Raw genomic sequence first — 13870 nt, 5'->3', positions numbered from 1 at the left:
GGGGCTCCCCCGCAACGCTTGCGCGCGCCGCCGCGTGGCGGCTTTCCCTTCTCCTGCCGTCTGACTATTGCTAGCCGATGGCCCTCATCCGCCACGCCTCCACCGTCGCGCTCCTCACCCTCGCCTCGCGGGTGCTCGGCTTCGCGCGTGATGCCGGCGTCGCGGCACTGTTCGGCACCGGGGTGGTGGCGGACGCCTCGGTCGCCGGCCTCGCTCTGCCGCAGATCGCCCGGCGCCTGCTCGGCGAGGGCGCGCTCAACGCCGCCCTGCTGCCGCGGCTGGCGGGCGAGCCCGACCCCGCCGCCCGTGCCCGGCTCGCCGGCGCGGCGCTGCTCGTCTTCGCGCTGGCCGCGCTGGGGCTCGCCGCCCTGCTCTATCTGCTGATGCCGCAGGTGGTCGCGCTGCTGGCGCCCGGCTTCGCCGATGACGGCGAGCGGGCGCGGGGCGCGGTGCTTGCCGGCCGGCTCGCCATCGCCGCGATCCCGCTCGCCCTGCTCGCCGGGGTGCTCGCCGCCTTCGCCAACGCGGCGGGGCGCTTCGCCCGCCCGGCCTTCGCCCCGGCCGCCGCCAATGTCGCGGTGCTCGTGCTGCTGGCGCTGCTCTATCTCTCCGGCGCGCACGGCATGAGCGTGGAGGTGGCGCTCGCCTGGCTGGCGGCGGGCGCGGTGGCGGGGGCGCTGACGCAGTTCCTGCTGAACCTCCTCGCCGTGCCGCGCGGCTTCTTCCGCCTCGCGGTGACGCGCGCCGAGCTGAAGGCGGCGCTGCCGATGCTCGCGGGCGCCGCCGCGCCGCTGCTCGCCGCCGCGCTGCCGCAGCTGCGCTTCCTCATCGCCGCCGCCGCCGCCTCAAGCATCGCCGGCGGCGTGGCGGCGCTGTTCTACGCCACCCGCCTCGTCGAGCTGCCCCTCGGCCTCGTCGGCGCCAGCGCCGGCGCGGTGCTCCTGCCGGCGCTGGCCTCCCGCGAGCGGGGGACGATCGGCGCGAACGGCATGGAGGCGGCGCTGGCGCTCTCGCTGCCGGCGGCGCTGGGCCTCGCCGTGCTGGCCCACCCCATCGTCGTCGTGCTGTTCCAGCGCGGCGCCTTCGATCCGCAGGCGAGCGAGCTCACCGCCGCCGCGCTGGCGCTGCTCGCCCTCACCTTGCCGGTACAGGCGCTGGAGAAGATCCTCGTCACCGTCGCCTTCGCCAGCGGGCTCTCCCGCCTCGTTGCCCTCGCCAGCCTGGCGGCGCTGCCGGTCGGCGCCGTCGTCGGCTTCCTCGCTGTCGGCCCGCTGGGCATGGCGGGGCCGGCGCTCGGCGTGCTCGCCTCCAGCCTCGTCGCGCTCGCCGGGCTCGGCGTCGGGCTCGGCCGGCGCGGGCTGATCCCCGTCCCGGCGTCCAGCCGCCGGCGCCTGCGCGGGCTGGTCCTCGCCGCGTTCGCCATGGCCCTCGCCGTCGCGCTGGCGGGCCACGCCGCCGAGAGCGCGCTGGCCTCCGGCGGGATGAGCGCGGCGGCCGCGCTCGGCGGGCTGGTCGCGCTCGGCGTCGGCGTCTATGCCGGCGCGGCGCGGGCGCTCGGCGGCATCGAGACCGCCGCCCTGCGCGCGGGGTGGCGCAAATAGCACGGAGCGCCACGCGCGTGGGCTCGGCTTCACGTGGCCCCCACATGGGCTTGCCCCTCACCGGCATGCGTGCCATAGCGCCACCCGCGCGAGGCGCGCACGACACATGCGTGCCGGGCCCGCGGAAGACGCAGACGACAGGGCGCAGATCAGGAACGTCCCGACATGGATTTCAAGCAGCTCGTGTTCTCCGGCGTCCAGCCGACCGGAAACCTGCATCTCGGCAATTATCTCGGCGCGATCCAGCGCTTCGTGGCGCTGCAGGACAGCTATGACTGCCTCTATTGCGTCGTCGACATGCACGCCATCACCGTCTGGCAGGATCCGGTCGAGCTGAAGAAGCAGATCCGCGAGGTCACCGCCGCCTTCATCGCCGCCGGCATCGACCCCAAGCGCCACATCGTCTTCAACCAGAGCCAGGTCTCCGGCCATGCGGAGCTCGCCTGGGTGTTCAACTGCGTCGCCCGCCTCGGCTGGCTCAACCGCATGACCCAGTTCAAGGAGAAGGCCGGCAAGGACCGCGAGAACGCCTCGGTCGGCCTCTACGCCTATCCCAGCCTGATGGCGGCCGACATCCTGCTCTACCGCGCCACCCACGTGCCGGTAGGCGAGGACCAGAAGCAGCATCTGGAGCTGACCCGCGACATCGCGCAGAAGTTCAACAACGACTTCGGCCCGTCCATCGCCGCCAAGGGCCTGGGCGAGGTCTTCTTCCCGCTGCCCGAGCCGCTGATCGGCGGCCCGGCGGCGCGGGTGATGAGCCTGCGCGACGGCGCCAAGAAGATGTCGAAGTCCGATCCCTCGGACCTTTCGCGCATCAACCTCACCGACGACGCCGACACCGTCGCCTCGAAGATCCGCAAGGCCAAGACCGACCCCGAGCCGCTGCCCTCCGAGGCCGAGGGGCTGAAGGGCCGGCCGGAGGCGGAGAACCTCGTCGGCATCTATGCGGCGCTGGGCGAGGTGTCGAAGGACAAGGTGCTCGCCGAGTTCGGCGGCGGCCAGTTCTCCACCTTCAAGGCGGCGCTGGTCGACCTCGCGGTGGCGAAGCTCGGGCCGATCGGCGGCGAGATGAAGCGCCTGGTGGCCGAGCCCGGCCATATCGACGACATCCTGCGCGACGGCGCCGCCCGCGCCCGCGTGCTGGCGGACGCCACCATGAGCCACGTCAAGGACATCGTCGGCTTCGTGCGCTGACCCCGCTCAGGCGACCGCCGCGCGCAGCACCTCCTCGATCGGCATCGGGCGGCTGAGGCAATAGCCCTGCCCCCGGTCGACGCCGAGCCGGCGCAGCATCTCGAACTCGCCTTCCGTCTCCACGCCCTCGGCGGTGATCGACGACCCGATCTCATGGGCGAAGGAGATCAGCCCCTTGGCCAGCGCACGACGGGCGCCGTCCGTGTCGATGTCGCGCGTGAGGCTCATGTCGAGCTTGATGATGTTGGGCTGCAGATTGAGGATGTGGCGCATGCTGGCGAAGCCGGCGCCGGCATCGTCCACGGCCAGCCGCAGCCCCTGCTCGCGCATCGGCCCGAGCGCCTGCGCGAGCGCGCCATAGTCGGCGACGGTAGCGTGCTCGGTGATCTCCAGCACGACGCGCGACAGATCCAGCCCCTCCAGCGCCGGGGAGAGCCGCCCCGACAGGATCAGCTCGGGCGAGGTGTTGAGGCCGACAAACGCGGGGGGCTCCAGCCGTCCCAGCGCCGGCAGCGCGTTGAGGATGGCACGCAGTTCCAGCTCCTCGCCCATGCCGACCTGCCTCGCCGCCTCGAACCACTTGTCCGGCCCGCGCCTGGGCTCCAGGTCGAAGCGGGCGAGGCACTCGACACCGGCGACGCTGCGGTCGGAGAGCACATGGATCGGCTGGAACACCATGCGCGGCGTGCCCGCCGCCATGGCGAGGCGCAGCCGGGAGGATTCGCGCTGCTTGAGCTTCTCGGCCGCCGCCGCCTCGTCGATGCGCCCGGCCAGAACCTCGGCGAAAGCACGCATCATCTGCATCTCGCGCTCGCCGAGGCTGCGGTCGCTCATATAGCTGAAGCAGCATAGCGTGCCGTAGACCTCGCCGTTTTCCAGCCGGATCGGCACGCTCAGATGCGCGCCGATGGGAATGGCGGTGGTGGCGGGGATGCACATCGCCGCCGGCACCTCGGCGGTGTCGGGAATGCATTCCGGCAGCTCGCCGCATACCACCTTCAGGCAGTACCCCTCCTCCAGCGAGAGTGTCTGCCGGGGCGCGATCGGCGCCGGGCCGTCGGCGTCGACATGCTCGAACACCCGGTCATGGATGCGGAAATGCGAAATGAAGGCGACGTCCATGCCGAGATAGCGGCGTATGGTACGCAGCACGCGGTCGAGCCCGGAGCGCACCACCTCATGCGCGAAGACGTCCTGGATAGGGCTCGACGGTTCGGAAATCGACTGAACCATGGCTTCCTCCCGGCGGCGCGCTCCTGCCCGGGCTTGGAAGCCGGGAGAACGCCCGCCGCCATTCGCTGTCGCGATCCTCTCGAACTCCTCCTGCTCCATGCCGGTCGGTCCATGCCGGTCAGGCGCGGAACAGGGGAAGCTTGGCCGATCAGGAGTAAATTAATTCGAATTTCTTTCGTGAAAAAGGCTTCCCGCATTCGTGATATCGGTAGGGAAGAAGGCGGGCGCAGCCGGCCGTCGCGGCGCGGCTATGCTAGAAGGCAGGTCATGCTGCGATTCCGGGAGCCATCATGCCGCGCAGGCGCCAGAGCCATGAACCCGGCCACCGCCGCAAGTTCCTCGTCGTGGCCGACGACACGCCGGAATGCGACCGCGCGCTCTACTACGCCGCGCGCCGCGCCGCCCGCACGGGTGGCGACGTGGTCATGCTGAGCGTGCTGGAACTCGCCGACGTGCAGAGCCAGTGGCTCGGCGTCGCCGAGCTGATGCGCGCCGAGGCGACGGACAAGGCGCAGGCGCGGCAGGACCTGCTCGCCTCCCGCGCCAAGGGCATCGCCGGCATCGAGCCCGAGCGCCTCATCCGCGAAGGCACCATCGCCGACGAGATCCTGAAGCTGATCGAGGCGGACGAGGACATCGCCATCCTGGTGCTTGCCGCCGGCACCGGCAATGAGGGGCCGGGGCCGCTCATCAGCTCGCTGGCCAAGGGCACCTGGGCGGGCCTGTCCATCCCCGTGACCATCGTGCCCGGCTCGCTCTCGGATACCGAGATCGACGCGCTGGCCTGAGGAGAGACGCATGCTCGTGGACGGCAAGTGGGTCGAGAACTGGCAGCCGGTGCAGGCCACCGACGCCAAGGGCGGCTTCGTGCGGCAGGTCTCCAGCTTCCGCAGCTGGGTGACGGTCGACGGCTCCCCCGGCCCGACCGGCGAAGGCGGCTTCAGGGCCGAGGCCGGGCGCTACCACCTCTATGTCGCGCTGATCTGCCCATGGGCCTCGCGCACGCTCATCGCCCGCAAGCTCAAGGGGCTCGAGGAGGCGATCTCCGTCTCGGTCGTCGAACCCGCCCTGTCCGACGAGGGCTGGCGCTTCGGCGACTATCCCGGCGCGAACCGCGACACGCTGAACGGCGCCACCTACCTGCACGAGATCTACACCCGCGCCGAACCCCACTTCACCGGCCGCGCCACCGTGCCGGTGCTGTGGGACAGGGAGCGCGGCACCATCGTCAACAACGAGTCCGCCGACATATTGCGCATGTTCAACGCGGGCTTCGGCGCCCTCGCCCGGAACGCCGTCGATCTCTACCCGGAAGCCCTGCGCGAGGCGATCGACGCGCTGAACGCGGCGATCTATCCGCGGCTCAACAACGGCGTCTACCGCGCCGGCTTCGCCACCACCCAGCTCGCCTATGAGGAAGCCTTCGCGGATGTCTTCGGCATGCTGGACGAGCTGGAGGCGCGGCTTGCCGCCGGCGGTCCGTTCCTGCTGGGCGAGGCGGTGACGGAGGCCGACATCCGGCTCTTCGTCACGCTGGTGCGCTTCGACGCGGCCTATAACGGCCTCTTCAAGTGCAATCTACGCCGCCTCGCCGACTATCCCGCCCTGTCCGCCTATCTCGTCCGTTTCCTCGCCCTGCCGGGCGTGCGCGGGACGGTGAACGTCAACCACATCAAGCGCGGCTATTATTCGATCAAGGCGCTCAACCCGAACCGGATCGTCCCGGTGGGCCCGGCGCTGGACTGGCTCTAGAGCATTTTCGAGCGAAGCGGGCACCGGTTGGCGTGAGGAGCCGATTCCTTTCCGAACCCTCCCGTTCAGAGGCTCGTCATGGCCGGGCTCGACCCGGCCATCCACGACTTGCAAACCGACTTGGGAGCCGGCCTGGCGGAAGGAGAAGACGTGGATCCCCGGGCTTGCCCGGCCATGACGGCGTGACAGGGGCTGGCGGCCTCATGAACCACCCTTCCCCTCAGGCGCGCGAGAGACTATCTAAATTCTAAATTCCCCCGTCGCCGTGGCCTTGAACCCGGTTGGCAAGGAGAGACCCATGTTCATCCAGACCGAAGCCACCCCGAACCCCGCCACCCTCAAGTTCCTGCCCGGCCGCACCGTGCTCGGCCATGGCACCTTCGAGGCACGAGACGCCGGCGAGGCCGCGCGCTCGCCGCTCGCCGTCCGCCTCTTCGAGGTGCCCGGCGTCACCGGCGTGTTCTTCGGCTCGGACTTCGTGACCGTCACCAAGGAAAAGGGCGAGTGGGCGCATCTCAAGCCCGCCATCCTCGGCGCCATCATGGAGCATTTCGTCTCCGGCCAGCCGATCCTGCCGGAAGACCATGAGCACACCGCCGACGACGCCTTCTTCGAGGAGAAGGATGCCGGCGTGGTCGACACGATCCGCGAGCTGATCGACACGCGCGTGCGCCCGGCCGTGGCCAATGACGGCGGCGACATCACCTTCCGCGGCTACAAGGACGGCGTGGTCTTCCTCGCCATGAAGGGCTCCTGCTCGGGCTGCCCGTCCTCCACCGCGACGCTGAAGAACGGCATCGAGAACCTGCTGCGCCATTTCGTGCCCGATGTGGTGGAAGTGCGCCCGGTCTGATTGCCGGCCGATTCTGCGGCTCTGATCGTCGAACCGGCCGGTCGGCTTCGCGGCGCCGCCCGGCCGTGCTCTTTCCTTCTACCGCGCGCATGCGCATGGTGAGCGCGCGGACCGGGGCGTACCATGCTGATTCTCGCCATCGACACTGCGCTTGAGGCCTGTTCGGCGGCGCTTCACGACACCGATACCGACACGACGCGCGCCGTCGTGCGCGAACCCATGGCCCGCGGCCATGCCGAGGCGCTGATCCCGATCGTCGAGAAGGTGCTCGACGAGGCCGGGCTGGAGATCGCCGATCTCGACGCCTTCGCCGTCACCGTCGGCCCGGGCAGCTTCACCGGGCTGCGCGTGGGCATCGCGGCGGCGCGCGGCTTCGGCCTCGCCACCGGCAAGCCGGTGATCGGCCTTCCCACCCTCGCCGTGCTCGCCGCCCCCCTGCTGGCGGAGGACGACAACGTCCCGGTGGCCGCCGCCATCGATGCCCGCCACGGCAATGTCTATCTGCAGGTGATCGGCCCCTCGGGCCGCGTGCTGGTCAGCCCGCGCGCCATGGCGGTGAAGGATGCCGTGCGCTCGGTCGCCAACGGGCCGGTGCGCCTCGTCGGTTCCGGCGCCCAGCTCATCGCCGAGGCCTGGCCTTCCGGCGCCCTCCCGCCGGTGGCGGTGTTCGGCACCTCGACGCCCGATCCCGTCTGGCTCGCCCGCCTCGCCAGCGTCGCCGATCCCGCCCGCTCCGAACCCCGCCCGCTCTATCTGCGCGAGGCCGACGCCAAGCCGCAGACCGCCGCCCGGATCGCCCGGCGATGACCGGCCTGCTGACCCGGCTCGGCCGCCGCGCCTTCGGGCCGCGCGAGGTCGCGCTGCGCCCGGCCCGGCCGGCGGACGCGGAGGCGCTCGCCCACCTGCACGGCCAGAGCTTCCGCATCGGCTGGGACGCCGCCGAGTTCGAGCGGCTGCTCGCCAACCGGCTGAGCCGCGCGCTGGTGGGAACGAATGGTCCCTGCGGCGCGCCGGTCGGCTTCATCCTGCTCAGCGGCGTCTCGCCGGAGATCGAGATCCTGTCCGTCGCCGTCGAGCCCGGACGGCGCGGCGAAGGCATCGCCCGCCGTCTGGTGGAGGCGGCCTTCGGCACGCTGGCGGCGGAAGGCTTCCAGATCGTGTTCCTGGAGGTGGAGGAGGGCAACGCTCCGGCGCTGCGCCTCTATGCCCGTACCGGCTTTCGTGAAATCGGGCGCCGCGCGGGTTATTATCGCGGCGCGGCCGGCGAGCCGGTCGCCGCGCTGACCATGCGTCGGGATATCGCCTGACGGAAACCATTGCCCTCGCACGGGCCGCTGCGCCATAAGGCGTGGAAGAGTCGAGACGGGCCTAGGGATGAACGACAAGCTCACCGCGATCGAGGAAGCCTGCGTCACGCTGGGCCTGCGCATGACCGACCAGCGGCGCGTGATCGCCCGCATCATCGCCGACGCGCAGGATCATCCCGACGTCGAGGAGCTCCACCGGCGCGCCTCGGCGGTGGACGACCGCATCTCCATCTCCACCGTCTACCGCACGGTGAAGCTGTTCGAGGACGCCGGCATCATCGAGCGCCACGATTTCCGCGACGGCCGCTCCCGCTACGAGCCGGTGCCGGACGAGCACCACGACCACCTCATCGACCTGCGCACCGGCCTGGTGGTGGAGTTCCGCTCCGAGGAGATCGAGCAGCTGCAGGAAGAGATCGCCCGCAAGCTCGGCTACCGGCTGGTCGGCCACCGGCTGGAGCTCTACGGCGTGCCGCTCGACAAGCCGAAATCCCAGAAGGACTGAACCGTGCGGGCGTGGCTGGTGATCGTGCCGGTCCTGCTGGTCACGCTCGTCGGGATTCCCCTCCAGTGGCTCTCGGTGGTGCTGAAGCTGCCGACCCGGCGCAGCCTTCCCGTGCTCTACCACCGCATCGTGCTGGCGCTCGTCGGCGTGCGGGTGAGGGTGGTCGGCGTACCCTCCCCGGCGCGGCCGCTGCTCATCGTCTCCAACCATGTGTCCTGGCTGGACATCCCGGTGCTCGGCTCGCGCCTGCCGCTGTGCTTCGTGGCCAAGAGCGAGGTCGCCGGCTGGCCCGGCATCGGCCTGCTGGCGAAGCTCCAGCGCACCGTCTTCGTCGACCGCTCCGCGCGCAGCGCGACGGCCAGGGTCGCCGGCGAGATGGCGGAGCGCATGGGCGGCGGCGACCCGGTGGTGCTGTTCGCCGAGGGCACGTCGAGCGACGGCAACCGCGTGCTGCCCTTCCGCTCGGCGCTGATCGGCGCCGCCCGGCAGGGGATGGGGGCGGAAGGCGCCGGCGCCACCATCCAGCCGCTCGCCATCGCCTATATCGGGCAAGGCGGCGTCTCGCTCGGGCGGGCCCGCCGGCCGAGGCTCGCCTGGTACGGCGACATGGATCTCGCTCCCCATCTGATGGAGGTGCTCCGGCGCGGCGCGGTCGACGTCGAGCTGCATTTCGGCGAGCCGCTGCCGGCCGGCGACCGCAAGGCGGCGACGCTGCGGGCCGAGCGCGCGACGCGCGTCATGCTGGCGGGCGCGCTGACCGGCCGTTCCGCCTGAGGCGACCCCCTCGAAATTCCGGCGGAAGATCACGCCTTCATGCGGTCCCGGCCCTTGCCGGCGCATTCCCTTTTTCCGGGAATCCCGCTACACAAGGGGTCTGGGTGTCATCCGTGGAGACGTACACGATCTCGACCTGCGCGATATCGAGCTGGGAGCGAGCGGCGATTGACGAGGACGCCCGGCGAGGGTGTGCCCGCCGCACCTTCGGGTTTCCAACGGAATGCGCCGTTCCGCGCCTCAGCGCCGGACGGCACGGGTCGATCGACACGCAATGAGTGAACAGCGCAAGCTTTACGTCCGCTCCTTCGGCTGCCAGATGAACGTCTATGACGCCCAGCGCATGACGGACACGCTGGCCAGGGAGGGCTATGTCGAGACCGACAGCCCGGACGACGCCGATCTCGTCATCCTCAACACCTGCCACATCCGCGAGAAGGCCGCCGAGAAGGTCTATTCGGAGCTCGGCCGGCTGCGCAAGGCGCAGGAGGAGGCCGGTCGCCAGCAGATGGTGGCGGTCGCCGGCTGCGTGGCGCAGGCGGAAGGCGCGGAGATCATCAAGCGCGCCCGCGCGGTCGATCTCGTGGTCGGCCCGCAGAGCTACCACAAGCTGCCCGAACTCCTCGCCGAAGCCGAGGCCCGGCGCAGCGGCAAGGCCGGGGCGCGCGCCAAGCTGGTGGAGACCGAGTTCCCGGTCGAGGACAAGTTCGACTTCCTCGCCCCGCCGACGCGCGAGGCGATCGGCAAGCGCGGCCCCACCGCCTTCGTCACCGTGCAGGAAGGCTGCGACAAGTTCTGCACCTTCTGCGTCGTGCCCTATACGCGCGGCGCCGAGGTGTCGCGCCCGCTGGCCAAGATCCTCGACGAGGTGATCCGCCTCGCCGACGGCGGGGTGCGCGAGATCACGCTGATCGGCCAGAACGTCAACGCCTATCACGGCCTCGATGCCGCCGGCCGCCCGGCCAACCTCGCCGAGCTGGTGCGCCGGGTCGCCGACGTGCCCGGCATCGCCCGCGTGCGCTACACCACCAGCCACCCGCGCGACATGGACGAGGAGCTGATCGCCGCCCATCGCGACATGCCCGCGCTCATGCCCTATCTGCACCTGCCGGTGCAGTCCGGCTCGAACCGCATCCTCGCGGCGATGAACCGCAAGCACGACCGCGAGCTGTTCTTCGAGATCGTCGCCCGCGTGCGCGAGGCGCGTCCCGACATCGCCTTCTCCTCCGACTTCATCGTCGGCTTCCCCGGGGAGAGCGACGAGGACTTCGCCGACACCATGGATCTCGTCGGACGAGTCGGCTTCGCCTCGGCCTTCTCGTTCAAGTACTCGCCGCGCCCCGGCACGCCGGCCGCCGGCATGGAGGGGCAGCTTCCCGAGGATGTGAAGTCCGCGCGCATCTACGCGCTCCAGGCCCTGCTCGACCGGCAGAAGGCGGCGTTCGACGAAGCCTGCCGCGGCCGGCGTTTCGACATCCTTCTTGAAAAGCCCGGACGCTTCCCGGGCCAGCTCATCGGTCGTTCGCCCTATCTGCAGTCGGTGGTCGTCGAGGCGCCGCGCGAGGCGATCGGCACACTCGCGCGGGTTGAGGTTCGCGAGGTCAGCACCAAGAGTCTTTCGGGTGACATACTCGGCGGCGAGTTCTTCGCCGGGCGCCCGATCGGGGAAACGCGTTTCATCGGGCAGAGCGAGAAGCTGGAGGCGTGAGCGTGCGTCGATCTGGATCGGATACGGAACGTGCCTTGGTTGCCGCCCGTGCGGGCACGCCCGCCGGATCGACGCAGACATCCCCCCGCTGGATCGAGTCGCCCGAGGACGCGACGAGCCAGATCGTGCTCGCCTTCGACGACAACCGCCTCGCCAGCCTGCTCTTCGGCCATTACGGCCAGAACCTCGCCTTGATCGAGCGCCGGCTCGAGATCGTGGCCGAGCAGCGCGGCAACCATGTCACGCTGGAAGGCCCGCGCGAGGCCTGCGAGCAGGCGCGCCATGTGCTGGAGACGCTCTACGCCCGGCTGAAGAAGGGCGGCGAGCTCATTCCGGGCGATGTCGAGGGCGTGCTACGCGAGGCCGCCGCGCAGGGCTTCCTGTTCGAGTTCGATCCGGCGACCAAGAAGCAGAGCTTCGACGAGATCCAGCTCCGCCGCCGCCCGGTGCGCGCCCGCACCGCCGCGCAGGACGCCTATATCCGCGCCTTGAAGCGCCAGACGCTGGTGTTCGGCGTCGGACCCGCCGGCACCGGCAAGACCTGGCTGGCAGTCGCCTATGCCGTGCACCTGCTGGAGCGGCGCGTGGTGGACCGGCTCATCCTCTCCCGCCCGGCGGTGGAAGCGGGCGAGCGCCTCGGCTTCCTGCCCGGCGACATGAAGGAGAAGGTCGATCCCTATCTGCGCCCCATCTACGACGCGCTGCACGACCTGATGGACCGCAGCTTTGTGGAACGGGCCATGACCTCCGGCGAGATCGAGATCGCGCCGCTCGCCTTCATGCGCGGGCGCACGCTGGCCAACGCCTGCGTCATCCTCGACGAGGCGCAGAACACCACCTCGATGCAGATGAAGATGTTCCTCACCCGCCTGGGCGAGAACTCGCACATGATCATCACCGGCGACCCGAGCCAGATCGACCTGCCGCCCGGCCAGACGTCGGGCCTTGCCGAGGCCGTCTCGCTCCTCGGCAATGTCGAGGGCGTCGAGGTCTGCCACTTCCACGCCGCCGACGTGGTGCGCCACGAGCTGGTCGGCCGCATCGTCGCCGCCTATGACGCGAAGGCGGCCTCCGCCCGTTCCGGCGAGCCCGGGGCGCCGCCGCGATGAGCGACGGCAGTCCCATCGAGGTCGACGTGCTGGTCGAGACCGACGCCTGGTCGGTCCTCCCCGGCGCGGCCGACCTCGTCGCCCGGGCGGTCGCCGCCGCCGTCGAGGGCGCGTCGAGCGAGTACGAGCTCGACGTCGACGGCGCCGAGATCGCGGTGAAGCTCACCGACGACGCGAGCATCCGCACGCTGAACCGCGACTGGCGCGGCAAGGACACCGCGACCAACGTGCTGTCCTTTCCGACCCCGGAGATGGCGCGCGCCGGCGGCGATCCCCATCTCGGGGACATCGCCATCGCCTTCGAGACGCTCCGGCGCGAGGCCGAGGCGGAGGGCAAATCCTTCGCCGACCATCTCGCGCATCTCGCCGTCCATGGTACCCTGCATCTGCTCGGCTACGACCACGAGGTCGCGGATGAGGCCGAGGAGATGGAGGCGATGGAGCGTCGCGTCCTTGCCGGTCTGGGCGTGCCAGACCCCTATTCCGAAACCGAACCCGTTCATCAACCCGACTGAGATCAATGTCCGACCCCGTTTCCAGCCCCTCCTCCCCCAAGTCGAGCAGCGAGGGCCCAAGTAGCAACTCCTCGAGTAGCAGCTCGTCGAGTAGCAGCCCGGCGAGCGCCGGGCAGCGAAGCACGGCCGACGCCCGCTCCTCGGAGCCCCGCGCCGGCATACTCGACCGTCTGCGCCACCTGCTCGGCGGCTGGCGCTCTTCCGGCTCCCTGCGCAGCGACCTCGCCGAGGTGCTGTCCTCCAGCAGCGTCGAGGCCGGAACCGACCTGACCGCCACCGAGCGGACGATGCTCAAGAGCATCCTCGAACTGCGCGAGCTGCGCATCGGCGACCTGATGGTCCCCCGCGCGGACATCATCGCCGTGCAGAAGGACATTTCGCTCGGCGAGCTGCTCACCGTCTTCGCCGATGCCGGCCATTCGCGCCTCGTCGTCTATGACGACACGCTCGACGATCCCGTCGGCATGGTCCACATCCGCGATCTCGTCACCTATCTCACCCAGCGCGCCATGACCCCGCGCCCCGGCGCCGCGCGGGCCGCCGGTCCTGGCGGGACGCGCGGCGCGGATGGCGGCGCCGGGACGCCGGCGGAGAGCGCCCCCGCCACCGGCGGACAGGGCGGCAAGTCGCTGCCGGCCTTCAATCTCAAGGCCATCGATCTCGGCACCCCGCTCAGCGCCGCCAAGCTGATCCGCCGCCTCCTGTTCGTGCCGCCCTCGATGCCCTCCATCGAGCTGCTGGCGAGCATGCAGGCGAGCCGCATCCACCTCGCCCTGGTGGTCGACGAATATGGCGGCACGGACGGCATCGTCTCGATGGAGGATCTGGTCGAGGAGATCGTCGGCGACATCGAGGACGAGCACGACGAGGACGAGACCCCGGCCATCATCCGCCAGCCGGACGGCAGCTTCATCGCCGATGCCCGCGCCAGCCTCGAGGACGTCGCCGAGATGATCGATCCGGCCTTCGCCCTCGGCGAGGAGGCGGAGGAAGTCGACACGCTCGGCGGCCTGCTGGTCACCCTCGCCGGCCGCGTGCCGGTGCGCGGCGAGATCGTGCTCGGCCCCGACAATTTCGAGATCGAGGTGCTCGATGCCGATCCGCGCCGCGTGAAGCGGCTGCGCATCTCGACCGGCGGGCGCGACGCGGCCGGCTCCGGGAAGGACGCCGACGAGCGCGACGCGGCGGAGCCTCCCGCGCGCGGCAGCCTGCCGCCGCCGGCCGAGCAGCCGCAGAACGGCGCCCGGCCCGCCAGCACGCGGAGCTCCGATGCCGCCTGAGGGCTGCCCGCCCGATGCCTCGGCGGGAGGCGGGTC

The 13870-nt window shown here is 70.8% G+C and carries 14 protein-coding genes; 13 read left to right on the top strand and 1 reads right to left on the bottom strand.

Translation table 11 applies throughout. The annotated features are described in order from the left end of the window. The first annotated feature begins 77 nt into the window (after nucleotides 1–77). The gene (locus FO470_RS03445) at nucleotides 78–1601 is read left to right on the top strand and encodes a lipid II flippase MurJ (RefSeq protein WP_144341508.1); all 1524 of its coding nucleotides are present in this window, start codon (nucleotides 78–80) and stop codon (nucleotides 1599–1601) included. A 165-nt stretch (nucleotides 1602–1766) separates the two neighbouring features. Beyond that, entirely contained in the window at nucleotides 1767–2798 is a 1032-nt protein-coding gene (trpS, locus tag FO470_RS03440; protein WP_144341507.1) for a tryptophan--tRNA ligase, read from the top strand. Nucleotides 2799–2804: 6 nt separating this feature from the next. Here the strand turns inward: trpS and FO470_RS03435 are convergent, their stop codons facing one another. After that, nucleotides 2805–4031: a sensor domain-containing phosphodiesterase gene (locus FO470_RS03435; RefSeq protein WP_144341506.1), complete on the bottom strand. Its 1227-nt coding sequence runs from the start codon at nucleotides 4029–4031 to the stop codon at nucleotides 2805–2807. A gap of 290 nt (nucleotides 4032–4321) precedes the next feature. Between FO470_RS03435 and FO470_RS03430 the strand changes: the two genes are divergently transcribed. The 11 genes from FO470_RS03430 (at nucleotide 4322) to FO470_RS03380 (ending at nucleotide 13834) form a co-directional block, all read left to right on the top strand. Beyond that, entirely contained in the window at nucleotides 4322–4819 is a 498-nt protein-coding gene (locus FO470_RS03430; protein ID WP_144341505.1) for a universal stress protein, read from the top strand. Nucleotides 4820–4829: 10 nt separating this feature from the next. Continuing rightward, the gene (locus tag FO470_RS03425) at nucleotides 4830–5783 is read left to right on the top strand and encodes a glutathione S-transferase family protein (protein WP_144341504.1); all 954 of its coding nucleotides are present in this window, start codon (nucleotides 4830–4832) and stop codon (nucleotides 5781–5783) included. A gap of 298 nt (nucleotides 5784–6081) precedes the next feature. Further along, entirely contained in the window at nucleotides 6082–6636 is a 555-nt protein-coding gene (locus FO470_RS03420) for a NifU family protein (RefSeq protein WP_144341503.1), read from the top strand. A 123-nt stretch (nucleotides 6637–6759) separates the two neighbouring features. Then, nucleotides 6760–7443 carry a tRNA (adenosine(37)-N6)-threonylcarbamoyltransferase complex dimerization subunit type 1 TsaB gene (tsaB, locus tag FO470_RS03415; RefSeq protein ID WP_144341502.1) on the top strand — a complete coding sequence of 228 codons (684 nt, stop codon included), beginning with the start codon at nucleotides 6760–6762 and terminating at the stop codon, nucleotides 7441–7443. Next, nucleotides 7440–7943 carry a GNAT family N-acetyltransferase gene (locus FO470_RS03410; RefSeq protein ID WP_144341501.1) on the top strand — a complete coding sequence of 168 codons (504 nt, stop codon included), beginning with the start codon at nucleotides 7440–7442 and terminating at the stop codon, nucleotides 7941–7943. The genes tsaB and FO470_RS03410 overlap by 4 nt, the downstream gene beginning before the upstream one ends. Nucleotides 7944–8010: 67 nt before the next feature. Continuing rightward, the gene (locus FO470_RS03405; RefSeq protein WP_144341500.1) at nucleotides 8011–8448 is read left to right on the top strand and encodes a Fur family transcriptional regulator; all 438 of its coding nucleotides are present in this window, start codon (nucleotides 8011–8013) and stop codon (nucleotides 8446–8448) included. 3 nt (nucleotides 8449–8451) lie between these two features. Further along, on the top strand, nucleotides 8452–9222 hold the full coding sequence (gene olsA, locus FO470_RS03400; protein ID WP_144341499.1) for a lyso-ornithine lipid O-acyltransferase: 771 nt from the start codon (nucleotides 8452–8454) through the stop codon (nucleotides 9220–9222). Between the two features lie 274 nt (nucleotides 9223–9496). After that, the gene (gene miaB, locus FO470_RS03395) at nucleotides 9497–10930 is read left to right on the top strand and encodes a tRNA (N6-isopentenyl adenosine(37)-C2)-methylthiotransferase MiaB (RefSeq protein ID WP_144341498.1); all 1434 of its coding nucleotides are present in this window, start codon (nucleotides 9497–9499) and stop codon (nucleotides 10928–10930) included. Between the two features lie 92 nt (nucleotides 10931–11022). Next, on the top strand, nucleotides 11023–12039 hold the full coding sequence (locus tag FO470_RS03390; RefSeq protein ID WP_144342037.1) for a PhoH family protein: 1017 nt from the start codon (nucleotides 11023–11025) through the stop codon (nucleotides 12037–12039). Continuing rightward, nucleotides 12036–12554 carry an rRNA maturation RNase YbeY gene (ybeY, locus tag FO470_RS03385; protein WP_144341497.1) on the top strand — a complete coding sequence of 173 codons (519 nt, stop codon included), beginning with the start codon at nucleotides 12036–12038 and terminating at the stop codon, nucleotides 12552–12554. Before FO470_RS03390 ends, ybeY begins: the two co-directional genes overlap by 4 nt. Nucleotides 12555–12559: 5 nt before the next feature. Then, nucleotides 12560–13834, top strand: coding sequence for a hemolysin family protein (locus FO470_RS03380; RefSeq protein ID WP_144341496.1), 1275 nt, complete (start codon nucleotides 12560–12562; stop codon nucleotides 13832–13834). Nucleotides 13835–13870: the final 36 nt, after the last annotated feature.

The sequence above is a fragment of the Ancylobacter moscoviensis genome (assembly GCF_007559435.1).
GTDB classification, from domain to species: domain Bacteria; phylum Pseudomonadota; class Alphaproteobacteria; order Rhizobiales; family Xanthobacteraceae; genus Ancylobacter; species Ancylobacter moscoviensis.
Note: the sequence above shows the minus strand (reverse complement) of the source record. Positions and strands in the feature narration are given on the sequence as shown.

Bases quoted from the DNA above. Each gene is read 5' to 3' on its own strand.
- FO470_RS03420 (WP_144341503.1), top strand. From the start codon at position 6,082: ATGTTCATCCAGACCGAAGCCACCCCGAACCCCGCCACCCTCAAGTTC.
- FO470_RS03405 (WP_144341500.1), top strand. From the start codon at position 8,011: ATGAACGACAAGCTCACCGCGATCGAGGAAGCCTGCGTCACGCTGGGC.
- FO470_RS03410 (WP_144341501.1), top strand. From the start codon at position 7,440: ATGACCGGCCTGCTGACCCGGCTCGGCCGCCGCGCCTTCGGGCCGCGC.
- FO470_RS03425 (WP_144341504.1), top strand. From the start codon at position 4,830: ATGCTCGTGGACGGCAAGTGGGTCGAGAACTGGCAGCCGGTGCAGGCC.
- ybeY (WP_144341497.1), top strand. From the start codon at position 12,036: ATGAGCGACGGCAGTCCCATCGAGGTCGACGTGCTGGTCGAGACCGAC.
- tsaB (WP_144341502.1), top strand. From the start codon at position 6,760: ATGCTGATTCTCGCCATCGACACTGCGCTTGAGGCCTGTTCGGCGGCG.
- FO470_RS03380 (WP_144341496.1), top strand. From the start codon at position 12,560: ATGTCCGACCCCGTTTCCAGCCCCTCCTCCCCCAAGTCGAGCAGCGAG.
- FO470_RS03435 (WP_144341506.1), bottom strand. From the start codon at position 4,031: ATGGTTCAGTCGATTTCCGAACCGTCGAGCCCTATCCAGGACGTCTTC.
- FO470_RS03430 (WP_144341505.1), top strand. From the start codon at position 4,322: ATGCCGCGCAGGCGCCAGAGCCATGAACCCGGCCACCGCCGCAAGTTC.
- trpS (WP_144341507.1), top strand. From the start codon at position 1,767: ATGGATTTCAAGCAGCTCGTGTTCTCCGGCGTCCAGCCGACCGGAAAC.
- miaB (WP_144341498.1), top strand. From the start codon at position 9,497: ATGAGTGAACAGCGCAAGCTTTACGTCCGCTCCTTCGGCTGCCAGATG.
- FO470_RS03445 (WP_144341508.1), top strand. From the start codon at position 78: ATGGCCCTCATCCGCCACGCCTCCACCGTCGCGCTCCTCACCCTCGCC.